Genomic DNA, 22,613 nt, shown 5'->3' on the forward strand with positions numbered 1-22,613 from the left:
AAAATCAATTTCTCGATGGCGCAAAGATACTAGTACTGGTCGATTTGTTTTTGAAAAATCAGTCTTTATTCATGCTGGGCAGGCTCACGGTGACAGTGGTCCCCACATTGATTTCTGATTCCAGGAAGATTTGACCTCCCATTTGTTCTACAGCTTCTTTGACCATATATAAGCCCAAGCCAGTTCCTACATTCTTTTGAGTAGCACGGGTAAAGAGATTAAAGACTTCTTCCCGATGCCTTTCATCAATCCCTATTCCATTGTCTTCAAGTACTATAAGGGCTTTTCCTTCGTGAACATTCACCGTCAAGCTGATCCGCTTTTCTCCTGGCTGGTCTTTCTGAAACTGGACAGCATTGCTGAAAAGATTGTTTAAAATCACACGGATTTTGGCATCATCCGAGAAAAAGAGTGTTTCTTGGTTTACCTGAGTATCCAGATGGAACCCGGAAAGATCAAATTTCTCCTTGAAGGCCTGCATCTGCTGATCCAAGATTTCTCTGAAATGAATTTCTGTGATCTTATTGTCAATTTTGGTGGACCTGTAGAAGTCCAGCATTTTGTAAATAAAATCATCCAGCTTGCCGGTTGCAGTGTCGATCATCTCAAAAAACTCGAGAACATTCGGGTCACTGACTTCCATCTTAGCCAATTTGGAGACTCCTGAAATACTCATGAGTGGTCCTCTCAATTCATGGGATAGGCTGTAAACAAACTGGTTCATTTCAGTATGAAGCTTTTGGAGCTTTTGATTTTTCTCCTTCAGCTCCCTTCTCATGAAGTAGATGTCCGCAGCGTTTTTAATCGAATTCTTGATCTGCTCGATATTCCATGGCTTGTCAATAAATCGATAGACCTCACCTTTATTGATTGCATCGATGACACTGGCAATATCAGAATATCCGGTGAGCAAGATTCGAATAGGGTCAGGATTGATCCTTACCATTTTCTCAAAAAACTCCGTTCCAGTCATGCCAGGCATGCGCTGGTCGGCGATCACCACATGCACTTCCTCTTCCTGGGCGATTTTTAAGCCCTCTTCACCATCAATAGCTGTAAAAATCTTAAAATCTTTTCTCAGCGACGCTCTAAATGATTTAAGGTTATTATCCTCATCATCGATATAAAGCACATTAATTTTATGATCCATAGTTTGGAGTATTTTGATAAATAGGGAGAGTTATGATAAAAGTTGTTCCTTTCCCTTCCTCGGTTTCCACCTCTAAAGTTCCCTTGTGATTTTCAATAATAGAATAAACTATGGAAAGCCCCAAACCGGTACCTTTTCCAACAGCTTTGGTTGTGAAAAATGGTTCAAAAATCCTTTGTTTCACATGTTCCGGCATCCCTGGTCCATTGTCTTCAATTTCTATCACGACATGTTCTTGATAGGCTCTTGACCTGAGCGTGATTTTAGGGTCAGCAATCTGATCAATATGATCAGAGAGCGCATGCACGGCATTATTGATGATATTCATAAATACCTGATTGATCTTACCTGCCAGGCATTCGACCATAGGCAGCTCCCCAAATTCACGAACGATCCTGATTTTGCCCGGAATAGTGGAATTCAAGAGAATCAGCGTGCTGTTCAGACCATCGTGCAGATCGACTTTCTTCACATCCTGTTCATCAACTCTTGAGAACAGTCTGAGTCCTTTGACAATCTCCACTGTCCTCTTGGCTCCATCCTCCATACCCCGAAGCAACTGATCCACTTCGTCCAGCACATAATCCAGCTCGAGATCCTCCTCTAGCCTCTTGGCGGCTTTCAAAGTCTCAGGTGCAAATTCATTATTGCCGGATTTCCGATAAAACTCAATCACCTCCATGATATCCTTTACATCTCTTTTCAGAGGAGTAATATTTGAGCTGACAAAGTTGATCGGGTTATTGATCTCATGGGCAATACCTGCCGTCAACTGACCCAAAGAGGCCATTTTTTCCTGATTGACCAGCTGGCTCTGAGTATTCTGCAGATTTCTTAGAGCCTGTTCCAATTCGTCGGTTCGCAGTTTTACTTTTTCTTCCAAAAGGGAATTTTGCTCCCTTATCAGGTTTTCATTTTCCTTGAGGACTTGTAAGCGTTGGGCCTGCTCTTCTTCTTTTTCTTTCTTCAGAATATTGATCTTATCCGCCAAGGCAAAGGAGAGAAGAACCACTTCTAATGCAGAACCAAAAGGCATGATGTAGGCCGTGAATTCATTGGTAGGAATCAAGCCCATTTCGCTGGACACAAAGAGGAATATCCCAATCATAAATACTGACCAGGCTAGCAAATAATATCTTGCTGGTCTGAAACCTTTCTTAAGAACAGAATATGCCACGAAAAGAACGTACAACACGACAATCGACTGGGTCACCAATAAGACTTGATAACTCAGAGTAATTGAAAAAATCAAAGCATTGCTGAGAATAAATGCGTAAACCAGGAAAATAAAATTAAATCCTTTGTCTAAGGTCGGAACGAATTTAGAAGTGGAAAGGAACATTTTGAGGAATAGAATCCCTACGATACTGACGAGTGACGAAAATAAAACAATCGACCTCAAGTTCATCCAGTCCCAATCTGGCCAAAACAAAAACTGAGTAAAGCCAAGAATTGATGCCTGGGCTAGCCATGCCAAAAGTGTATGGACAACATACACAAAATAGATATTGTCCTTGACGGAGAAATAAAGGAAAAGATTATAAAAAAACAATCCGATAAAAACCCCAGTAAGGAGGGCAAACAAAACAAATTCAAAATCCTGGAAATCACCGAAGTCTGATGCCTCTACCAAGGTGGAAATGAATATTTTTTTATCCGAGTTTTCCAGCTTGATGAGCAGGTAATCCGCCTCCTTTTCTTTTTCTGATAGGGAAAAATATAGCTTATGGGAATCAATTTCCTCCTCCACGTTTGCCACCAGCCTTCCAATGGATTGATGGTTGGTGACAGAATCTCGCTTAACGGCATATAGATTTACATAATCTATCGCTGCTGAATTCAAAGTCAAAATCGGCTCTTTGAACCCTTCTAATTCTTGAGCATCAATCTTGATCCAGACGACATTTCTATTGATGCCGAAATTAAATTGGTTGCAGTTGTTGTCTGTAAACTGATCAATAGAATTAATAACCTCTTCCACCTTTTTGGTAGGCTCCTCGAGGGAATAGGAAAAGCAGTCAAGTTTTACTTTTTCCAGATCCTGAGAAAAAGCGAATGAACTGAGCAGCAGAAATGAAATCGTGAGGGCAAAGATTTTAGACATCTTTTCTCCAATCTGGGTTTTCAAGTAATAACTCATATTTAACTAAAAATTCGCCTTTAGGTCCAATCTCCACTTTTTCACATTGAAGATTATTCCTTATTCCCAATATAATTTCTCTTTCCGATTGGTCTGCCTTTGGAAGACCATAAGGATCTTTCATCACAATAGAAGTAGCAACAAGATCCAATTTAGGATAAAAAAAGGTACCTGAATTACCAATCCCCTCTTCAATTTCAAAACCTTTTTGGAGAGAAGGCTTCAGCGTGTATTCTGCCACCAAAGCGAGCAAAGACCCTAATTTAAGTTGTGAAGCTATGGCAATCCCTGCTCGGATCAATAACACAGCCCCAACCCCATAACCGGAAATGGATTTTGAATTCCACAATCCAGAGACCTCGCCTGTTCCTTCAATGGAGTATTGCTTGACCAAATCAAAGATTTTATGATCCACCTGAGACACGGCCATTTCCATAGGCAAAGGGTATTTAGGATGTGCGATATGAATCCGAAGCCCACTGACAATCTCACCCGTGTCTTCCATTTCCACGGTAATCACGTACACAAATGGATTAAACATCCAATCATTGTTGGAAGAAGTCACTTTGGTAACCCCATATTGCCTCAGAACATCCGCATGTCCTTGGATAAAGTTCTCACACCGCTTGGGATCATCAATTGCCCTGAATGCCTTAAATCTAAACATATTTTAAAGCATGATTAATGTTTCTTCAACTGGCCTTCTATATGCCCGAATTGATGGTTCTCCGGCTTTATTCAACCTAAACATGAAAAGGTCCTGAGATCCTTCTTTGTTTAATATCTGGTCAAAATCGGCTTTATATTGCTTGATTTCTTTTTCTTCCTTCGCAGAAAAACCATGGTTTCGTTCTCTATTTACCAGGTTAAATATAAACAACATGGCTGTGACAGGTTGGAAACTAACTCCCATCAGATTTGCTTGAATCCAGATTCTTTGCAAAACTGCTCCCGCCTTAAGGTAGTCCTGAGGTCTAAACTGTCCACCGTTTAAGAACCCAACAGCAGATGCTGTGAGTAAAGTGTCTTTGGAGATTTTGGTAAGCCCATATCCCATCAAAAATTTCCTGAAAAACTTCACCGTCCTCGGATCCTTGAGCAATCCCATCGCCGCTTTTTCAGTACCTGAAAGTTCAAGTGTGGCAATGTCAATCCCGTCTTTGGTCTCAATGGCATCTTTTTCAGTCCATCTCACTTCTTTAATGAAATCCGAAAGTCCCTGCTCATGGAAAAGTCTCATGCGGTCCATTCCGCCGACTACTTTGGAAAGTTCATCCAGATCCTTTTCCGATTGGGTGAATTTCAGATCTAGACCTCCCTCCTGAGCAATTTTTGTCAGGATCTCCAATTCGCTAGGTGACAGCAGAACTCTGGAATTGTTTTTCCGATTGGTGCATCGAAGGAAAATCCCCTTGGATAGCTCCAAATATGGAATTTGAACTGGTTTTTGGAATTTGGCTACAAATCTTACCGTGGCAATCTGATCCTGCTCAAATTCAGAAATATGAACCAAGGTTTCGGTTTCGATGCCCATTTCGGCTGATTTGAGCTTAATGTTTTCCAAAGCAGCTCCAAATGCAATCAAAGATCCTGTCCCTTTGAAATCCAGCATTGAGTGGCTTCTTTTCTTATCGTGGATTAAGTGAAGTAAGCCTTTCTTATCAAAAACCCAGATCCAAGGCTGCACATTTCCTCCTGAAGGAGCCATATTCCCGGCATCTAGAATTTCTTTAAGTTCAGCCTTGGAAACAAGGTATGCCGATTGGAGAATATGGGTAGGAATCTTGGAAACAATTTCCTCCTGAAATTCAGAAATCGCCTGATAATGCGGTGGAGTAATTTCCTCCGCAGGGGATTCGATTTTCATTATTTCATCGAAATCCACATAATACCTTCCGGAGGTCACATTGCCTCCCAAGAGTAACCTTCTACTGACATGCGCTACAGAAGCACCTCCTAAAAATACACCAGAGGCCAATTGAGGCCAAGAAGTGATGGACTGGCCTATTTCCAGCAAAGAGGCTTTCATCCTCAAAGAAAGAGTCTCCAGCCCAGTGATTTTCAAAACTATGGCAACCCGCTCTTTATTGGACAGATTCTTCAACTGATCAGCGTTGATTCCTTCCAAAAGGCCGTGAAAAATCGCCCTTTCCGGCTCATAATCAAACCTTTCGACATCCAACATCCCTCTATCTGAGGTTTCCATCATCACCGGAATCTTTTCTTTTCTGGCCTCTTCACGAAGCAACAGCTTGATATCCAAACTATCGCATTCATCGATCAAAAGGTCTAGCTTCCCGTCTTTAAGAAGGAAATCTGAAACATTTTCTGAAGTGATTCCATCTCGATAGAGGACAACTTTCAGATATGGATCTATCTCACTGATTTCCCGAGCAGCGATTATTACTTTTTCTAGGCCTAAGCTGGTAACTCCCGCTTTCAGGCGGTTAAGGTTACTCAACTCCAAGGTGTCAAAATCAGCCAATCGCATCTCCCCACAGCCACGCTCCAGAGCAATAGCCAAGGCCACACTTTGCCCAACAGAAAGCCCCACGATTCCAACCTTCTTTTGCCTGAGCTTTTCCTGCTCCTCAGGAGTGATTTTGAAATTATTTCTTAGGGTTCTTATTCGAATAAATTGCTCTTCTGCAAGAATATGAACCAACGTGTTTTTCCATGGATAATACACCCAGTTTCCAAACTTGTCTTTTTCATTCTCGGGAAGAAAATTCCGGATTTCCTTTTGTAATTCCTGCTTTGAAAAAGTTTTTTCAGGAAAATCAGCCTTAACCAAATCCCCCACCTGAGCATCGATTTCATCGACAATAGTGAGGTAAGGAAGTTTTTTCAATTCCTCAATCTTAGTCCAATCCGACTCTTTTTTGGGGCAGTAAATCTCAGGAGTAAACCGATCTTTCAGATCAATTTCTTCAACAACAATCATGTTCACTTAGGGTGATAAGCAGAGTAAAGATAAATTATTCAAGGTTAAGTCAAATTTTTTAGTCAACAAATTTGTTTCTACGTTATTTTTTTTTTCGAATAGCCCGTTCAACTATCACTAATTCTCTAGATTTGCATTTTATTGGAAAAAAGAATTATTTGGAATAATAAAGCTGAATCCGGGCAAAGTTTAATGGAAAGTCAACCAGAAGAAAAAATCAAAGTTCTCTACGTCGATGATGAAGAAAACAACCTTCAAGCGTTTAAAGCGACCTTTAGACGGGATTATAAAATATTCCTTGCTATTTCAGCTAAGGAAGGAGAGAGAATTCTGAGTGAGGAGGAAATAGATATTATCATTACCGATCAGCGAATGCCTGAAAAAACAGGTGTTGAATTTTTAGAAAGTATTATCCCCTATTATCCAAAACCAATCAGGCTTCTTCTTACAGGATATACCGATATTCAGGCCGTAATCGACGCCATTAATAAGGGACAAGTATATCACTATCTGACCAAACCTTGGGAGGAAGAATATCTTCGAACGGTGATTAAAAACGCATTTGAGGTATATGCACTGAGAAAAGAAAATGAGAGGCTAACTGCTGCACTTCTTAAAGCCAATGAACAGTTAGAATTCCTTCTTCGACAAAATCTCCTCTCCTAATCAGTACCTCGCTGCCAAAAGCAACTGTAGCTCCTTGTGGTTTAACCCGAATTTTCGGGCCATCAATGCATTCGTAAGACTTCCTCTGTAATTATAAACACCTCTCAGAAACCACCTGTAATTAAAAATCATTTCTTCTGCCCCCCCCAATTCTACCATTTGAAGTAAAATTGGAGTGAAAATATTGCTCAGGGAATAAGAAGCTGTTCTGGCCACTCGCGAAGCGATGTTCGGAACACAATAGTGAATTACGTCATGGACTTTATATATAGGCTCTTCGTGAGAGGTCATTTTTGAAGTTTCAAAACATCCCCCTTGGTCTATTGCCACATCGATAATGATACTTCCGTGCATCATATTGGCAACCATTTCCTCAGAAACCACTATTTTATTTTTCCCTTTTTCTGCTCTTAATGCCCCAATGACCACATCGGCTTCAGCCAAAGCCTGAGAAAGCCCATGATTATCCAAGGTGGAAGTATAAATCTGCTGTCCGATTAGATGTTTGATCCTCCGGAGTTTATAAATGTGATTGTCGAACACCTTGATATTGGCACCTAGGCCCAAAGCAGTCCTTGCCGCATATTCTGCTACAGTTCCAGCTCCGATAATGACCACTTGGGTGGGTGGAACACCAGTAACTCCACCCAAAATCAAGCCTTTCCCATCATTGACACTTGAAAGATATTCGGCCGCAATGAGCATAACCGTACTTCCGGCAATTTCGGACATGGCTCTCACCACAGGCATCCCTCCAACTTTATCTTCTAAATACTCAAAGGCAACAGCTGTGATTTTTTTCTCATTTAGACCCTGAATAAATTCTGCACTTTGATTTTCAAGCTGCAAAGCCGACATCAAACATGCCCCTTGAGACATCTCTTTGATTTCTTCCAAAGAAGGGGGATCAATTTTAAGAACCACATCGGCTTGGAACACCTCATTGCGGGAATAAGATATTTTAGCACCGGCATCAGAAAAATCCTGATCGCTGAATTTGGCATGTAACCCAGCTCCAGACTCTACCACAACTTGAATCCCATTGTTGCTTAGTAATCCAACCGCCTCTGGCGAAAGGACAACCCGCTTTTCATTGGAAGAAATTTCTTTCGGCAATCCGACCGATAATTGACGGGAACCTTTCTTGACTGCCAAAGGAGACTCTTTGGTCATCAGCCCTACCGCTGTAAGTTCAGGAAATCCAGTTGGCATCTTAAGTATGTTGTATTTGGAGTGATCTCTCTTTTTCAGAGAGAATATCAAGCTTAATTAACAGAAAGTCTTCCGGAATAAATTGGGCAATTTTCTCCGCCCATTCTATCCAGCACAAACTTCCACCATAAAAATACTCTTCTATTCCGATTTCCAAAGCTTCTTCCGGATCATCTATTCTATAAAAGTCAAAATGGAAAATCTTTTGAGACGTGGAAGTATGGTATTCATTCACAATCCCAAAGGTGGGACTGCTTACTTCATCCTCCACTCCAAACTCCCTCGCCAAGGCCTTGATCAAAGTCGTTTTTCCTGCCCCCATTTGCCCTTGAAAAACCCAAATCTTCTCCCCTTTGGCCTGTGTTATCAGCCATTTGGCGGCAGATTGGATTTCTCCCAATTCGTAGGTGTAGCTCAATTTTATCCTTTTTTTGCCTGCAAATGTACGATGGGAACGATCATTTCTTCCAAGGAAATCCCTCCATGTTGAAAAGTATCCTTGTAGTAGTTCACATAGTAATTGTAATTATTGGGGTAAGCAAAAAAGTAATCCTCCACGGCAAATACATAGGAAGTGGAAACGTTCAGCTTGGGAAGTTTTGCTTCTTCTGGCTTTTTGATTTCAAATACCTTTCCTTGTTCAAAATTCAAATTTTTACCTTGCTTGTAGCGCAGATTGGTTGTGACATTTTTGTCTCCGATTATCCGGTAAGGCTTGTTTACTTTTTTGGTGCCATGATCGGTGGTGACTATCACATTCATTCCACTTTGATGGATTTTTTTGAAAAGCTCAAATAAGGAGGAGTGTTCAAACCAGCTCTTGGTCAAAGAACGGTAGGCAGACTCATCAGGGGCAAGTTCCCGGATCATCTTCATATCTGTGCGGGCATGAGAGACCATGTCCACAAAATTGTAAACCAACACATTCAGGTCATTTTGAAGTAGGGAATGAAATTGATCCAAAACCGCTTTGCCCTGATGGGTTTGGATGATTTTGTGGTAGGAGAATTTGATCGGAAGGCGATTTTTTTCCAGGTTTATCCTGATCCAATCTTCTTCAAAATTATTTTTTCCCTCATCCGAATCTTCATCTTCCCAGAGATTTGGATAGAATCTAGCCATATCCAAGGGCATCATGCCGCTAAACAAAGCGTTTCTGGCAAAAGCAGTGGTGGTGGGCAAAATACTGAAATAGGTGTCTTTTTCCGCAGGCAAGAAATATGGAGAAAGCAAAGTCTCTATCTCCTCCCATTGATCCAAGCGTAGATTATCAATCACGATAAAGAACAAGGGCTTCTTTTCTTTGAGGGCAGGAAACACCTTTTCCTTCATCACTTTATGGGAAAGCAAGGGCTTGTCTGGATTACTTTCTTCCAACCATTCCAGGTAATTATCCTTTACAAATCTTGCGAAGGAAGAGTTTGCCTCTGTTTTTTGGGTTTCGAGCACTTCCAACATGTTTTTGTTTTCCGTCTCGTCAATTTCCAACTCCCAAAATGTCAGTTTCCGATAGATATCAGCCCAATCCCGGTGATCCCTGGCATCCCCTAGTGACATGCTGATCTGCATAAACTCCTGCTGATAATTTTGAGTGGTCTTGGTGTCAATCAGCTGTTTGTTTTGCAGGATTTTTTTGACTGACAGCCAGATCTGACTGGGGTTTAGAGGCTTGATCAAGTAATCGGCGATCTTTCCTCCAATCGCATCATCCATGATATGTTCTTCCTCACTTTTGGTGATCATCACCACAGGAACTTGAGGCTTGAGCTGCTTAATTTGCTGAAGGGTTTCCAATCCAGTCATTCCAGGCATCATTTCATCAAGAAAAATCACGTCAAAATTTTTCCCTTCCACTTCTTCAATGGCGTCTACACCGGAATTCACTGTAGTAATTTCATATCCTTTTTCTTCCAAAAACAGAATATGAGGTTTGAGCAAATCGATTTCATCGTCTGCCCAGAGTATGGTGAATTTTTGAGACATATCGGGTTCCCTTTGTTTTTAAAATTATAATTACTTTTGACCCAATCAAACGCGAGCTGATTGAAAAGCCAGAAAATACTCAATGATCCAGTTTATGGATTTATCACGATTCCCAGTGAATTGATTTTTGCGATCATTGATCATCCTTATTTTCAGAGATTACGCCGGATCCGACAGTTAGGTTTGACGGACTTCGTCTATCCGGGTGCTTTACACACCCGATTTCACCATGCCATCGGAGCTATGCATCTGATGAGCATCACGTTAGATAATTTAAGAATAAAAGGCACAGAAGTCTCTGATGAAGAATATGAAGCGGCACTTATTGCCATACTGCTTCATGATATTGGACATGGCCCATTTTCCCATGCACTGGAATATAGCCTTCTGGAAGGCATTCCTCATGAAAAGCTTTCGATCATAACCATCGAAGCCCTAAACCGGGAGTTTGGAGGTAAACTTGATCTTGCGCTTCAGATTTTCCGAAATCAATATCCCCGAAAATTTCTCAACCAACTCGTATCCAGCCAGCTGGATATCGACCGATTGGATTACCTCCAAAGAGACTGCTTTTTCACCGGGGTTTCGGAAGGAACTATCGGCGCGGATCGAATCATCAAAATGATGGCTGTGCACCAAGAGCAGCTAGTGATTGAGGAAAAAGGAATTTACTCCATTGAAAATTTTCTCAGTGCAAGGCGGTTGATGTATTGGCAGGTTTATCTCCATAAAACCACCGTAAGCGCTGAAAAGATGCTGATCAATTTGATCACCCGTGCAAAAAATCAAGCCCGTGAGGGAGCGAGTTTTCCGGTTTCGGAGGAATTTGATTTCTTTCTCAAAAACGAGGTAAAGCTTTCCGACTTTCAGGAAAACCCGCAAATCCTTGAGAAATTTCTTTCCCTGGATGATTATGACATTTGGGGAGCTATCAAGCTTTGGAAAAATAATCCAGACTACATCCTGGCAAACATTTCCCAAATGTTCTTGACCCGAAATCTATTTAAAATAAGCTTGGTTAATGAGCCGTTTTCAGAGGAGGAGATCCAAGATCAGATTCAAAAAACCCAGCAGAAGTTAGGTATTCCTGCAGAAGATTTACCTTACTTTTTCTCCTACGGAAAGGTCAGCAACTACGGATATCTGGCCACTGAGCGGATTAATATCCTGACGAAAAAAGGTAAAATGATCGACGTGGCTCTGGCAGCTGATCTCCCGAATATTCAGGTGATGAGCAAGATCGTGGAGAAATTTTACGTATGTAAAGCGAAAAACCTAATTTTATCCCGTTAACACATTCCGAACCCAAAATGGAGTTTACTTTAGGACAAATTGCGGCAATTCTTGGTGGAAAAGTAGAAGGCGACCCAAATCAAAAAGTTGGTCGACTGGACAAAATCCAAGAAGGAAAATCCGGGGGAATCAGCTTTTTAGCAAACGAAAAATACGAGCCCTTTCTCTATGAGACCAAGGCCACGGCAGTAATTGTATCCGAAGATTTCAATCCAAGCAAGTCCTTCTCTACCACCCTTATCCGAGTAAAAGATGCCTACTTGGGATTCACCCAGCTTCTGGAAGCTTATGCACAATTTAGTAAGGCTGCAAAAGAAGGAGTGGAAGAACCTGCCTATATGGATCCTAGTAGCAGTATGGGAATCAAAGGATACAGGGGTGCTTTTTCCTACATTGGAAAAAATTGCACCCTGGGTGAAAATGTCAAAATTCATCCCCATGCCTTTATTGGAGATCGGGTAAGAATCGGGACCAACACCATCATCCATCCTGGAGCGAAAATCTGTGATGACAGTGTTATTGGTGCCAATTGTGAAATTCATCCAGGAGCCGTCATTGGCTCGGATGGATTTGGATTCGCTCCTCAATCCGATGGAACCTACAAAGCAATCCCCCAGATCGGGAACGTCATTTTGGAGGATTTTGTAAGCATCGGGGCTAATACTACTGTGGATTGCGCCACCATGGGCTCTACCATCATCAAAAAGGGCGCTAAAATCGACAATCAGGTTCAGATAGCTCACAATGTGATCATCGGAGAAAATACCGTCATCGCCTCACAGGCCGGAATCTCCGGATCAACCGAGATTGGCAAGAATTGTATCATCGCAGGAAAAGCCGGAATCGTAGGTCATATCAAGATCGCGGACAACACAACCGTAGGAGCAAATACTGGCGTAAGTAAAACGATCAAAGAGCCGGGACAAACCCTTTTCGGATACATGGGCTTTGAGATGAAAAACTTTCTCAAATCCTACTCCATCTTCAAAAATCTGGAAGGCCTCGAAAAGCGGATTAAAGAACTCGAAAAAAAGGGCTAATTTTGCACCCTTGACCTTCCGAAAGGAATACCATGAAAGTAAAACAGCATACGATTAAAAAACAAGTTGAGCTATCCGGCGTGGGATTACATACCGGAGTAGTTTCAAATATGACTTTTGTTCCAGCCCCTCCAAATCACGGCATCAAATTCCAGCGAGTTGATCTGGAAGGAAGACCCACTGTAGATGCGGACTGTGATCTGGTGGTGGATGTATCCAGAGGCACCACCCTCGAGCAAAATGGAGCCAGAGTATATACCGTGGAGCACGTTTTGGCTGCCTTGGTAGGACTTGAGATTGACAATGTTCTGATCCAATTGGACGGTCCTGAGCCTCCGATTATGGATGGTTCATCTATCCAGTTTATCGAAATTCTCGAAGAAGCAGGACTGGAGGAGCAGAATGCACTCAGAAGATTTTTTGAAGTTCAGGAAAGTATCCAATACAAGGATGCTTCCCGAGAAGTGGAAATGGTAGCACTTCCCACTGATAATTATCGAGTTACAGTCATGGTAGATTATAACTCCCCAGTTTTGGGAAGTCAACATGCCTCCATTACCGATATCAGTCAGTTCCGATCTGAAATTGCCTCTTGCCGAACTTTCTGCTTCCTGCACGAATTGGAAATGCTTTACAATTCCAACCTGATCAAAGGTGGAGATTTGAACAATGCAATTGTCGTGGTTGACAGAGTAGTCGAAAAAGACGAATTGGCCAATCTTGCCAAAATGTTCAACAAGCAAACCGTAGAAGTAAAGAAGGAAGGTATTCTTAATAATGTTGACCTTCGCTATCGCAACGAGCCAGCACGTCATAAATTATTGGATGTCGTAGGAGATCTTGCTTTGGTCGGCAGACCCTTGAAAGCTCAAATTTTGGCCGCTAGACCAGGGCACGCAGCCAATGTGGCATTTGCAAAAAAGCTCAAAAGAGCCATGGAAAAAGCAGGAAACTCCCATATTCCTCACTATGATCCAAAGCTCCCGCCGGTCATGGACATCAACCAGATCAGCAACATTCTTCCCCACCGATATCCTTTTCAGTTGATCGACAAAATCATCTACTTAGATGAAACTGTGGTAGCAGGTGTGAAAAATGTAACCATGAACGAACCTTTCTTCATGGGTCATTTTCCCGGAAACCCAGTAATGCCAGGGGTACTTCAGGTGGAAGCTATGGCTCAAACGGGAGGGATTTTGGTTCTTTCCACTGTGGATGATCCTGAAAATTATTGGACTTATTTCCTGGGAATAGAAAGCTGTAAATTCAGAAAAATGGTTCTTCCCGGAGATACCCTGATTTTTAAATGTGAACTATTGGCACCTATCCGCCGTGGAATCGCAAAAATGAGAGGAGAGGCCTATGTAGGTAGCACCTTGGTTTGTGAGGCCGTAATGACTGCCAGTATAACTCGTAAAGAATCATGATTAGCCCTCTTTCCTCCATAAATCCGGGCGCTCAGCTTGGTGAAAATGTTCATGTAGATCCTTTCACGATGATCCACGAAAATGTGATTATTGGAGAAGGAACTTGGATTGGGTCAAATGTCACGATTTTTCCAGGAGCCAGAATCGGAAAAAACTGTAAAATTTTTCCGGGAGCCGTGATCGCAGGGATTCCTCAGGATTTGAAATTTCAAGGAGAAGAATCTACCGTAATTATTGGAGACAATACCACCATTCGGGAATGTGTCACTATTTCCAGAGGTACTGTGGACAAACAGACCACGGTTGTGGGGAGCAATTGCCTATTGATGGCCTATGTTCACGTCGCTCATGATTGCGTGATTGGTAGCCATGTCATCATTGCCAACTCCGTCCAAATCGCAGGACATGTTTCTATAGACGATTGGGCAATTGTCGGTGGATCCAGTGCAGTTCACCAGTTTGTGAAAATTGGCATGCACGCCATGATTTCGGGCGGATCCTTGGTCAGAAAGGACGTTCCTCCATTTACCAAAGCAGCTAGAGAACCTCTTTCCTATGCAGGTGTAAATTCCTTAGGACTTAGAAGACGCGGATTTTCCAGCGAATCCATAGCCCACATTCAGGAAGTTTACCGCTACCTTTTCCTCAATAGCATGAACAACAGCCGTGCTTTGGAAGAAATCGAAATAAATCTTCCTGCCACTAAAGAACGGGATGAGATTTTGAATTTCATTCGTTCCTCGGAACGCGGTGTGATGAAAGGTTACATCAACTGACATGCTGAAAATCCACTTACAAGAAGTCTCTAAGCGATTTCAATATGAATGGATTTTCAAAAATCTCAACCTCACCATCCTTTCAGGAAGCAGTTTGGCTATCATAGGCGGGAATGGATCAGGTAAATCTACCCTTTTAAAATGCCTTTCCGGAGTAGTGCCAGTCACCTCCGGAAAGATTATTTTTTCTACCCCTGAGGGAGAAATCCCGGAGTCTGAAAAATACAAATCCATCTCCATTACTGCCCCTTACCTGGAGTTACCCGAGGAACTCACCTTGCAGGAAGTGATTGATTTCCACTTCAAGTTCAAAAGACCTTTGGGAGAAATTTCTTCCCATGAGTTATTGCGGATTCTATATTTAGAACCCCATGCCCACAAACCTGTATCCCAATTTTCTTCCGGGATGAAGCAAAGACTGAAATTGGGACTGGCCTTATTTTCGGATGTTCCATTGATTCTATTGGATGAACCGACCTCCAATCTGGATAAAAAGGGAATAGCCTGGTACCTTGAACTCATTCAAAACTACCAGAATCAAAGGACGCTGATTGTTTGCTCCAATGAGCCCCGAGAATATGAATTCTGCGAGCAAAGCCTCTCGATAGAGGATTATAAATAAGGATTGTTTTGTAACTTCCGTAAGGCTTCTAACTTTACGAAATCAAATTTTAGTTCTATGAGCGCCAAACTTCGATTGATCCCATTTTTATTAGTGCTTTTGTTCTCTCTTCAATCCTGCGGAGATGATCCTGTTCCCCCAACTCCAAAAACTGCTGAAGAACTGGCTTTAGAAGCTCTGGCTGGTACTGGAACCAAAACCTGGACGCTGACAGTCGGAAGTGTGAAAAAAAACGGGACAGATGTGACCAGCACCTACTCAGGCTTTGAGCTCACCTTCAATGCCGGCACCTCTAAGACATATACTTCCAAAAACTCCAATGATCTCTTTGACACCAATGGTACCTGGAGTTTTGCAGGCGCCAACTTTGACAAAGTTGTCCTTTCAGGGACCAAGCCTGCTGCGACCCGTGAAATATCCTTTACCGAATCCTCAGGAAAGCTGACTTTGCTTTTTACCATTCCACAACCGGGTGCCAGAATATTCGGAACTCAAGCAGTAGCGGGGAACTATGAATTTGTCTTGAATAAAAAATAATTTGGCCGAAAAGCAAGAGAGGCTGTCTCCGGATCGGGACAGCCTCTTTTTTATTTTAAGGTTACCAAAGTTACTCCTGCTCCACCACGGTCGGCGTGCTCATCCTCCATTCTTCCCACCTGAGGCATAGTCCTGAGAAGATTTCGGGTGATTTCCCTAAGAATCCCATCACCTTTCCCATGGACAATTCTCAAATCTTTCACCCCCAACATAAATCCTTCATCGATGAAAGTCTGGATTAAAGGCAGGATTTCCTCACCACGTTTTCCTCTAAGATCCAGATTGGTAGAAAACTCCATCATTTTCTCATTGGTACTATAATTCCCCCTACGCTCTACGGATTTCATTTCTTTTTTGACCTCGCCTTTCGAAATTTTCTCCAGTCTCGCGAGCTTCACATTGGATTTCAAATCCCCAATCGCAATTTCCACATCCTTGTTTTTCACGGAAACCACCTCTGCCACAGCACCATTATCCTTAAGACGAACCCAGTCTCCTGCTTCGATTTTCCCACCCAAAACGATGATTTCAGGGTCCTTGACTACAAGTTTTTCAGGTTTTACTTCCTTTTTAAACTCCTCAAGTTCCTTCCTCACCTGCTTGGTGACTTCTTTTTCCGCCTTTCCTTCCTTGATTTCCCGTATGACCGACTCAATTTTTTTATTAGTCTGGTCCAAAAGGGATTTTGCCTCCTGCTTAGCTTCCTGGATATACCGCTTTTTGGTCAACTCGAGTGTTTCCTTTAGCTGATTATATTCCTTTAGCCGAGTCTGAAGCAGTTTATCTTTCTTTTTGATATCCTCTAGGAGAGAAGAATACTGATTCTTTTCATTTTCGAGCTGAGTCAAAAGCCGATCGTACCGGACTCTCTCCTCCCCGATGTGATCCTTCGCATAGCTCAAAATATCCTTGGACAAGCCAATCTTTGAGGCAATTTCCAGCGCAAAAGAAGATCCTGGCTTCCCGATTTCAAGTTGATATAGCGGCTCCAAACGATCCACATCGTAGCGCATAGCTCCATTGACCAGGCCTTGATTTTTATTGGCGACCTGTTTCAGATTCCCGTAATGCGTGGTAATCACCCCAAAGGCACCAAGCTTATTCAAAGCCAGAAGAATAGATTCTGCAATGGCTCCCCCAAATTGTGGTTCTGTACCAGTCCCGAATTCATCGATAAACAGGATGGTCTTTTTATGGGAAAACTGGGTAAAATGCTTCATACTCATCAAATGAGAAGAGTAAGTACTCAGGTCATTTTCCAGATTTTGTTCATCTCCGATATCAATGAAAAAATTCTCAAACAGGGAGCTTTTGGAATCCGGATGCACAGGAATCAGCAGGCCACACTGAAGCATGTACTGCAACAAAGCGACAGTTTTCAAGGTCACCGATTTCCCTCCGGCATTGGGTCCGGAAATCACCAAAAGCCTTTCGTTACCCGCCAGTTTTACATCTAAGGGAATAATTTTTCGGCCTTGAGTCTTTAGCGCTTTTTCCAAGAGCGGATGTCTTGCCCTAGTCCAATCCAGGACTTTTTCCCGGACCAAAACAGGTTTTACGCTTTCCGTTTTTTGGGCATATCGGGCTTTAGCACGGATAAAATCCATCAATCCCAAATAATTGGTGGCTTTCCGTAGGGCTGGAATAGACGGCCTAAGTTGATCAGTCAAGCGGGTGAGAATCCGGATGATCTCCCGTTTTTCCATATATTCCAAATCCCGGATCTCATTATTGATGTCCAAGGCTTCCTCGGGCTCCATAAAAACCGTCTGCCCAGTGGCCGACTCGTCGTGGATAAATCCTCGGAGCTTCCTTTTGTTTTCAGCCGCCACAGGGATCACCATTCTGCCTCCACGGATGGTCATAGCGGCATCCTCCGGAGTCAGTCCTTTGGCTCTGGCATCTTTGAAAATTCGCTCCATCACCTTTCTGAGGCGGGTTTCCTCATACAACAGCTGGGTTCTGATCAGTTGCAATTCTTTGCTGGCATTGCTTCTGATTTTACCTTTTTCATCGATGATCTGATCGATCACCTTGAGCAGTCCCATATCCAAATCCAGCAATAGCCCCAGAAGGTTACTGAGAGCAGGATATTGTTCTCCGTTTTTTTGAAAAAAAACAACACAGGACTTAAGCGTCTGAAGTGCCATTTTCACCTCATAGAATTCCTCCTGATCCAAGAAGGCTCCTTCGAGTTTGGCCTTTTCAAGAAATGGGTTGAGATTGGTGAAATTGGATGAGGGAAAAATCTCCCCCGAAATCAGGATGTCTAAAAACTCAGAGGTCTGGTCTAAGAGCTTGCCGACAAGATTGTAATCAGACGAAAAAGAGACCTTGTCGACATATTCCTGCCCTAAAGAAGAAGTACATTCTTCTTTAAGATGCTCCTTGATTTTGACAAAATTGATCTTCTGTTCGAGATTGGAAGGGTATAGCATTACATTCTTTCCTCAATTCCCGGATTGTTTTCCATGACGGTGAGGGAATCAATGATTCGCGCGTATATTTTTTCCATCATGACTGCATCTTCCAGGTAATATTTCATACTTCTGGTAAAAACCGAATCTGACACTCCATGTTTAATAAAAATCTCTTTTTCCATGAGCGTGTATAAAACCCCGGAAGAATCATAGGGAATCGGAATGGCACTGACCATTCCCTCGGTCAACTGGATATCCAACAAGACAGCAACCATTTGGTCCTCTGTCAATACACCTTCTTGGGAAGGGTTGGAAGATTGGCATGCACTGATGCAAACCAAGAAAATAAGTAGGATCAAAATTCGATTCACGGGTTAAAATTAGGTTTTTTTAACGGATAATCTCTGACCCGAAGGGGGAAGACAAATTTTATAATTCAGCCCAAGGGTTTAACTTAGGCGGTTCAAATCGCCCTGCATGGATCAGCTCTTTAGCAAACTTCGAAAGTACGAAATCATGATCAGGAAGGTGGCCAACAACCACCTACAGGGGGAATATCAGTCTCTTTTCAAAGGTTCCGGTCTGGAATTTGACGACCTCCGCCCCTACCAATACGGGGATGATGTACGAACCATCGAGTGGAAAGTTTCTGCCAAAGGTCATGGTACTTTTGTCAAAACCTTTCGGGAAGACAAGGAGCAATCGGTTTATTTTCTTTTAGACATCTCTGGAAGCCAAGACATTGGCCAATTGGGAAATAAGAAAATCGATCAGGGAAAACTGGTGGCAGGTGTTTTGACTCTTGCTGCGGTATATGAAGGAAGTCAGGTAGGATTGATTTCCTATTCCGATCAAAAAGAAAAACTGATACTTCCTGCAAAAGGAAGTAAACAAGGCGTCAAAGTCATCCGGGGAATATTTGATCATCAAAACAAAAGCAAAAAAACAGACCTCAACGGGCTTTTTACCTTTGCCTTAAACCTGATTAAAAAGAGAAGCATTATCATCGTGATCTCGGATTTTATAGATGAAAATTACGACCGCTCTTTCCGGGCCTTGGCAGAACGACACGATTTGGTGGCCATTCAATTGACCGATCCTCGAGAATCAGCACTCCCTTCATTAGGGATTATTCCGATTTACGATAAGGAAAGTGAAAAAACCACCTGGGTTAATACAGTTTTTGGAAGTTTTTCCAAGAAAATCTCAGACACCTTTACGCTGGAAAGAGACCATCTGAAAGAACTTTGCAAAAAAAACCAAATCAACTATCTGTCCATTGATACCACCCAGGATATTGTGGGGCCGCTGATCGATTTGTTTAAGTACCGAAACAAACGGATGAAACGTGGGTAAATTCCTAATACTATTTTTCTGGATTTTGATCTCTATTTCCACATTTGGGCAATCTGTGGAAGTGCAGGGATATTTCACTCAAGATTCGGCCAAGCTGGGAGAACGGGTGGGTTTTGTGCTTAAAGCCAAGTACCCAGAGGGAATTCAGGTTATGTTTCCGGATTCCACATTTGATTATTCTCCTTTTGTCCTACTGGAAAAGAAAACCTTCATCAGTTCTACCCAAGAAGGAATTACCTCAGACAGTGCTGTTTATTATCTGTCTAATTTTTCTCTTGAGCCTAGCTCTTACCTTTCTTTGCCGGTATTTGAGCTCAATCGCTACGACAGTCTGACCTATTTCACCGATGAGGCCGAGATCAAGCTTAAATTGATGTTGGATTCGATTCCTGAGCAATTGGTATTTCAGGAAAACAACGTGTATCAACCTTTGGAAAAATCTTTCAACTGGCTGATGGGCTTACTGATCTTGGGGGCAGTTCTATTGCTTTTAGGAGCCTTCTTCGTACTCTTCGCCAAGAGAATCAAGGCATTCTTGAAACGTAAGAGAGAAAAGTTGCGATGGATGCAGTTTGAAAGAAAGTGGAGAAAACAAAGTGCTTTATTGGAACAAACTCCAGCCATTGAACTGGCAGACGAGGTGATAGGGCTTTGGAAAGGATATCTCGAAAGCATTACCGGACAACCCTTCCAGGAATGGACCTCCAGTGAAATTGCAGAGCAATTGAATGATCCTCAAATTCTGAAAGCTTTGAGGTCTATTGATATGATAATCTATGCTGGGAAAGAAGCCAAGACTTCCGAGTCTACAGGCTATCTACTGCAGCTTGCCAAAACGAAATACGAGGAAAAACTAAACCAACTCCGACATGAAAGAACTCCTGCTTGAGTTTTTTGACTGGTCTTGGTTTTTGCCTGAGACCTTCCGATCCTACGAATGGGAAAAGCCGATTTTCCTCAATCTACTATGGATCATTCCTTCTTTCATCCTGATCCGGAAGTTTGTCAAGTTCCTAAAAAATCCAGTCCTAGAGCTTTCCCTACCCAAGCGGGTCACGAAAGTCAACCCTTGGACTTACCTGAGACTGGTACCGACTTTATTCTTTGTTCTGTCCATGCTGCTTATTGTTATCGCCTTAGCACGACCGCAGCGTAGTAATGAGCGAGTAGAGCAATTCACCGAAGGGATCGATATTCTTTTGGTCATGGATATTTCCGAGTCCATGGATTTACAGGATTTCACCCCCAACCGACTGGAATCCGCCAAGCAAACCGCCATTGACTTTATTAACGGAAGATTTGGAGACCGAATCGGAATGGTGGTTTTTGCCGGAGAAGCCTATTCCCTTTCTCCTCTGACCAATGACTATGATCTTTTGACCAATCTCATCAAAGAAATAAACTTTCAGATGATCGAAGCCAAGGGCACGGCCATCGGTTCGGCTTTGGCGGCTGGTACCAATCGGATGAAAGACAGTGAAATCCCTTCCAAAGTCATGATTTTGCTTTCAGATGGGGAAAGTAATGCCGGTAATGTGGATCCTCTTTTCGCAGCCCAACTGGCATCTGCGTTTAACATAAAAATCTACACCATTGCGGTGGGAAAAGATGGAATGGTGCCGTATGGTACTGACTTCTTTGGAAGACCTCAGATGGTGGAAAGCTATCTGGACGAAACTACCCTTCGGGAAATCGCCAGAATCGGTGGTGGGGAATTTTATAGAGCTTCGGATGGAGATGCGCTGAAGCAGATTTTTGAGCGGATTGATACCTTGGAAAAAGCCGAAATCCAAGAAAACAGATACAAGGAAACCACTGATTATTACCGGATTTACCTCTTTTGGGCGATGTTGTTTTTCTTGGCTTGGATGTGGTTAAAAAGTACTTTCCTCAATAATTTCCTCCTAGACTAAATCTTCCATTTGCGCATTTCTCCATCTGGACAACAGGGGATTCATGATGGAAAACCAAAGCGGAGGAACCATAGCAACCAATATCATAGCTGAATATCCCGCCGGAAGCTGGGGACTTTGGGGATGGTGGTCCAAAACCTGATACCGCTTTGCAGCATACCAATGATGGTCTGAATGCCGCTGAAGTTGAAAAAGGAAAAAGTTGCTGACCATTTCACTTGCATTCCAACTATGAAGGGCGGTTACTTGCTCGTATCTTCCATTGGGCAGTTTTTTCCGTTCCATGCCATAATGCTCCAAATAGTTCACTGCCTCCAATAGGGAAAAAGCCAAGACACTTTGAATCCCGAAGAACACCGGGACTTCCCAAACCCATCTTTCAGCAAGCCAAGAAAACCCAAAAAACAATCCTAAAACGAAAAACAAACTTGTCAAATGGAAAACCAACATTTGATTGGAAAAGGACCATGGATTCAATTTCTTTTTCACCAGCCGTTCTCTTTCTAAGTGCCAGGCGCTGAGGTATCCCTGACTGACTGATCTCCACCAAAAGGCGTAAAAATTCTCGCCAAATCTACTGGTGGCAGGATCTTCCGGAGTAGCTACCCGTACGTGATGTCCCCGATTATGCTCAATGTAAAAATGTTGGTAGGTCACAGTGAGCAAAATAGCTTTGGAATAAAACTGCTCCAAAGGATCCGATTTATGCCCCAATTCATGGGCGACTGTAATCCCAATTCCTCCTGTTATCAATGCCAAGCCTGTGGCCAAAGCCGTCCATTCGCCAGCCGATAATGGATAAAAAGTCACTACATAAAGTGACCAAAACAGCATCAGATACTGGACATAGACCCAGCCAAAGGTCACCCACTTGTAAAATCTTTCTTGGGACACTTGACTTACCAAGCTTTTGGGCACATTGCTTTGATCCTTTGCCAAAACATAATCCATCACCGGAATCAGGATAAAAACAAACAAGTGGACAGACCAAATAAAGGGGCCTCCAGAATAGAATCCCAATACCAACAAAACTGGCAATAGAAAAGCACTCAAAAACCCGATCTTTCTTAAAACGTTTTGGATCATGACAATTTATTTTATCAAAAGATAAAAAATTTCGGGGTCACCTTTTTT

Annotated in this window: 20 protein-coding genes; 10 read left to right on the forward strand and 10 right to left on the reverse strand. The window is 42.5% G+C overall.

Translation table 11 applies throughout. The features are described 5' to 3' along the window. Window positions 1-58: 58 nt before the first annotated feature. Genes G458_RS0119775 through G458_RS21590 form a run of 4 tightly spaced genes read right to left on the reverse strand, consistent with a single transcriptional unit; the run spans window position 59 to window position 6,234 of the window. Entirely contained in the window at window positions 59-1,150 is a 1,092-nt protein-coding gene (locus tag G458_RS0119775; protein ID WP_026953438.1) for a hybrid sensor histidine kinase/response regulator, read from the reverse strand. Continuing rightward, window positions 1,140-3,254: a sensor histidine kinase gene (locus G458_RS0119780; protein WP_035468554.1), complete on the reverse strand. Its 2,115-nt coding sequence runs from the start codon at window positions 3,252-3,254 to the stop codon at window positions 1,140-1,142. Before G458_RS0119780 ends, G458_RS0119775 begins: the two co-directional genes overlap by 11 nt. After that, a complete protein-coding gene (locus G458_RS21240) occupies window positions 3,247-3,957 on the reverse strand; it encodes a hypothetical protein (RefSeq protein WP_035468556.1) in 711 nt (236 codons plus the stop codon). Before G458_RS21240 ends, G458_RS0119780 begins: the two co-directional genes overlap by 8 nt. A 3-nt stretch (window positions 3,958-3,960) precedes the next feature. Next, window positions 3,961-6,234, reverse strand: a complete 2,274-nt coding sequence (locus G458_RS21590) for an Rv1355c family protein (protein WP_051287479.1) — start codon at window positions 6,232-6,234, stop codon at window positions 3,961-3,963. A gap of 192 nt (window positions 6,235-6,426) precedes the next feature. On the opposite strand from G458_RS21590, the gene G458_RS0119795 reads away from it, so the two are divergent. Continuing rightward, a complete protein-coding gene (locus tag G458_RS0119795) occupies window positions 6,427-6,900 on the forward strand; it encodes a response regulator (RefSeq protein WP_026953440.1) in 474 nt (157 codons plus the stop codon). Here the strand turns inward: G458_RS0119795 and G458_RS0119800 are convergent, their stop codons facing one another. The 3 genes from G458_RS0119800 to porX are packed head-to-tail and all read right to left on the reverse strand — an operon-like array spanning window position 6,901 to window position 10,095. After that, window positions 6,901-8,112, reverse strand: coding sequence for an alanine dehydrogenase (locus G458_RS0119800; protein WP_026953441.1), 1,212 nt, complete (start codon window positions 8,110-8,112; stop codon window positions 6,901-6,903). It abuts the gene before it with no gap. 1 nt (window position 8,113) lies between these two features. Then, window positions 8,114-8,530 carry a tRNA (adenosine(37)-N6)-threonylcarbamoyltransferase complex ATPase subunit type 1 TsaE gene (gene tsaE / locus G458_RS0119805; protein WP_051287480.1) on the reverse strand — a complete coding sequence of 139 codons (417 nt, stop codon included), beginning with the start codon at window positions 8,528-8,530 and terminating at the stop codon, window positions 8,114-8,116. Between the two features lie 2 nt (window positions 8,531-8,532). Beyond that, complete coding sequence (gene porX / locus G458_RS0119810) at window positions 8,533-10,095, reverse strand: T9SS response regulator signal transducer PorX (protein ID WP_026953443.1); 1,563 nt, start codon at window positions 10,093-10,095, stop codon at window positions 8,533-8,535. 60 nt (window positions 10,096-10,155) lie between these two features. Between porX and G458_RS0119815 the strand changes: the two genes are divergently transcribed. Genes G458_RS0119815 through G458_RS0119840 form a run of 6 tightly spaced genes read left to right on the forward strand, consistent with a single transcriptional unit; the run spans window position 10,156 to window position 15,790 of the window. Continuing rightward, complete coding sequence (locus tag G458_RS0119815) at window positions 10,156-11,388, forward strand: HD domain-containing protein (RefSeq protein ID WP_026953444.1); 1,233 nt, start codon at window positions 10,156-10,158, stop codon at window positions 11,386-11,388. Between the two features lie 17 nt (window positions 11,389-11,405). Further along, window positions 11,406-12,428 (forward strand): UDP-3-O-(3-hydroxymyristoyl)glucosamine N-acyltransferase, encoded by a 1,023-nt coding sequence (gene lpxD, locus G458_RS0119820; protein ID WP_026953445.1) that lies wholly within the window; start codon window positions 11,406-11,408, stop codon window positions 12,426-12,428. 32 nt (window positions 12,429-12,460) lie between these two features. After that, a complete protein-coding gene (locus G458_RS0119825; RefSeq protein WP_026953446.1) occupies window positions 12,461-13,855 on the forward strand; it encodes a bifunctional UDP-3-O-[3-hydroxymyristoyl] N-acetylglucosamine deacetylase/3-hydroxyacyl-ACP dehydratase in 1,395 nt (464 codons plus the stop codon). After that, window positions 13,852-14,631, forward strand: coding sequence for an acyl-ACP--UDP-N-acetylglucosamine O-acyltransferase (gene lpxA / locus G458_RS0119830; protein WP_026953447.1), 780 nt, complete (start codon window positions 13,852-13,854; stop codon window positions 14,629-14,631). The genes G458_RS0119825 and lpxA overlap by 4 nt, the downstream gene beginning before the upstream one ends. Before the next feature lies 1 nt (window position 14,632). Continuing rightward, window positions 14,633-15,253, forward strand: a complete 621-nt coding sequence (locus G458_RS0119835) for an ABC transporter ATP-binding protein (RefSeq protein WP_026953448.1) — start codon at window positions 14,633-14,635, stop codon at window positions 15,251-15,253. A 57-nt stretch (window positions 15,254-15,310) separates the two neighbouring features. Further along, a complete protein-coding gene (locus G458_RS0119840; protein WP_035468557.1) occupies window positions 15,311-15,790 on the forward strand; it encodes a DUF5004 domain-containing protein in 480 nt (159 codons plus the stop codon). A gap of 50 nt (window positions 15,791-15,840) precedes the next feature. Here G458_RS0119840 and G458_RS0119845 read toward each other — a convergent pair whose 3' ends face one another. Together G458_RS0119845 and G458_RS0119850 are read right to left on the reverse strand one after the other, a co-directional pair. Next, window positions 15,841-18,228 carry an endonuclease MutS2 gene (locus G458_RS0119845; RefSeq protein ID WP_026953450.1) on the reverse strand — a complete coding sequence of 796 codons (2,388 nt, stop codon included), beginning with the start codon at window positions 18,226-18,228 and terminating at the stop codon, window positions 15,841-15,843. Then, a complete protein-coding gene (locus tag G458_RS0119850; protein WP_026953451.1) occupies window positions 18,228-18,581 on the reverse strand; it encodes a DUF4296 domain-containing protein in 354 nt (117 codons plus the stop codon). Before G458_RS0119850 ends, G458_RS0119845 begins: the two co-directional genes overlap by 1 nt. Window positions 18,582-18,687: 106 nt before the next feature. Between G458_RS0119850 and G458_RS0119855 the strand changes: the two genes are divergently transcribed. From G458_RS0119855 to G458_RS0119865, 3 genes are read left to right on the forward strand one after another with little or no spacing between them, the layout of a single operon-like run. Next, window positions 18,688-19,566 (forward strand): DUF58 domain-containing protein, encoded by an 879-nt coding sequence (locus tag G458_RS0119855; RefSeq protein WP_026953452.1) that lies wholly within the window; start codon window positions 18,688-18,690, stop codon window positions 19,564-19,566. Next, complete coding sequence (locus G458_RS0119860) at window positions 19,559-20,455, forward strand: hypothetical protein (RefSeq protein WP_026953453.1); 897 nt, start codon at window positions 19,559-19,561, stop codon at window positions 20,453-20,455. Before G458_RS0119855 ends, G458_RS0119860 begins: the two co-directional genes overlap by 8 nt. Continuing rightward, on the forward strand, window positions 20,436-21,479 hold the full coding sequence (locus G458_RS0119865) for a vWA domain-containing protein (protein WP_026953454.1): 1,044 nt from the start codon (window positions 20,436-20,438) through the stop codon (window positions 21,477-21,479). Before G458_RS0119860 ends, G458_RS0119865 begins: the two co-directional genes overlap by 20 nt. Here the strand turns inward: G458_RS0119865 and G458_RS0119870 are convergent. Next, entirely contained in the window at window positions 21,471-22,565 is a 1,095-nt protein-coding gene (locus tag G458_RS0119870; RefSeq protein ID WP_035468558.1) for an alkane 1-monooxygenase, read from the reverse strand. The two genes, G458_RS0119865 and G458_RS0119870, sit on opposite strands and share 9 nt — an antisense overlap. Between the last annotated feature and the right edge of the window lie 48 nt (window positions 22,566-22,613).

Origin of the sequence: Algoriphagus mannitolivorans DSM 15301 (assembly GCF_000429425.1) — a bacterium.
GTDB lineage: Bacteria > Bacteroidota > Bacteroidia > Cytophagales > Cyclobacteriaceae > Algoriphagus > Algoriphagus mannitolivorans.

Coding starts and splice junctions, on each gene's coding strand:
- G458_RS0119775 (WP_026953438.1), bottom strand. CDS start 1,150: ATGGATCATAAAATTAATGTGCTTTATATCGATGATGAGGATAATAAC.
- G458_RS0119780 (WP_035468554.1), bottom strand. CDS start 3,254: ATGTCTAAAATCTTTGCCCTCACGATTTCATTTCTGCTGCTCAGTTCA.
- G458_RS21240 (WP_035468556.1), bottom strand. CDS start 3,957: ATGTTTAGATTTAAGGCATTCAGGGCAATTGATGATCCCAAGCGGTGT.
- G458_RS21590 (WP_051287479.1), bottom strand. CDS start 6,234: ATGATTGTTGTTGAAGAAATTGATCTGAAAGATCGGTTTACTCCTGAG.
- G458_RS0119795 (WP_026953440.1), top strand. CDS start 6,427: ATGGAAAGTCAACCAGAAGAAAAAATCAAAGTTCTCTACGTCGATGAT.
- G458_RS0119800 (WP_026953441.1), bottom strand. CDS start 8,112: ATGCCAACTGGATTTCCTGAACTTACAGCGGTAGGGCTGATGACCAAA.
- porX (WP_026953443.1), bottom strand. CDS start 10,095: ATGTCTCAAAAATTCACCATACTCTGGGCAGACGATGAAATCGATTTG.
- lpxD (WP_026953445.1), top strand. CDS start 11,406: ATGGAGTTTACTTTAGGACAAATTGCGGCAATTCTTGGTGGAAAAGTA.
- G458_RS0119825 (WP_026953446.1), top strand. CDS start 12,461: ATGAAAGTAAAACAGCATACGATTAAAAAACAAGTTGAGCTATCCGGC.
- lpxA (WP_026953447.1), top strand. CDS start 13,852: ATGATTAGCCCTCTTTCCTCCATAAATCCGGGCGCTCAGCTTGGTGAA.
- G458_RS0119835 (WP_026953448.1), top strand. CDS start 14,633: ATGCTGAAAATCCACTTACAAGAAGTCTCTAAGCGATTTCAATATGAA.
- G458_RS0119840 (WP_035468557.1), top strand. CDS start 15,311: ATGAGCGCCAAACTTCGATTGATCCCATTTTTATTAGTGCTTTTGTTC.
- G458_RS0119845 (WP_026953450.1), bottom strand. CDS start 18,228: ATGCTATACCCTTCCAATCTCGAACAGAAGATCAATTTTGTCAAAATC.
- G458_RS0119855 (WP_026953452.1), top strand. CDS start 18,688: ATGGATCAGCTCTTTAGCAAACTTCGAAAGTACGAAATCATGATCAGG.
- G458_RS0119865 (WP_026953454.1), top strand. CDS start 20,436: ATGAAAGAACTCCTGCTTGAGTTTTTTGACTGGTCTTGGTTTTTGCCT.
- G458_RS0119870 (WP_035468558.1), bottom strand. CDS start 22,565: ATGATCCAAAACGTTTTAAGAAAGATCGGGTTTTTGAGTGCTTTTCTA.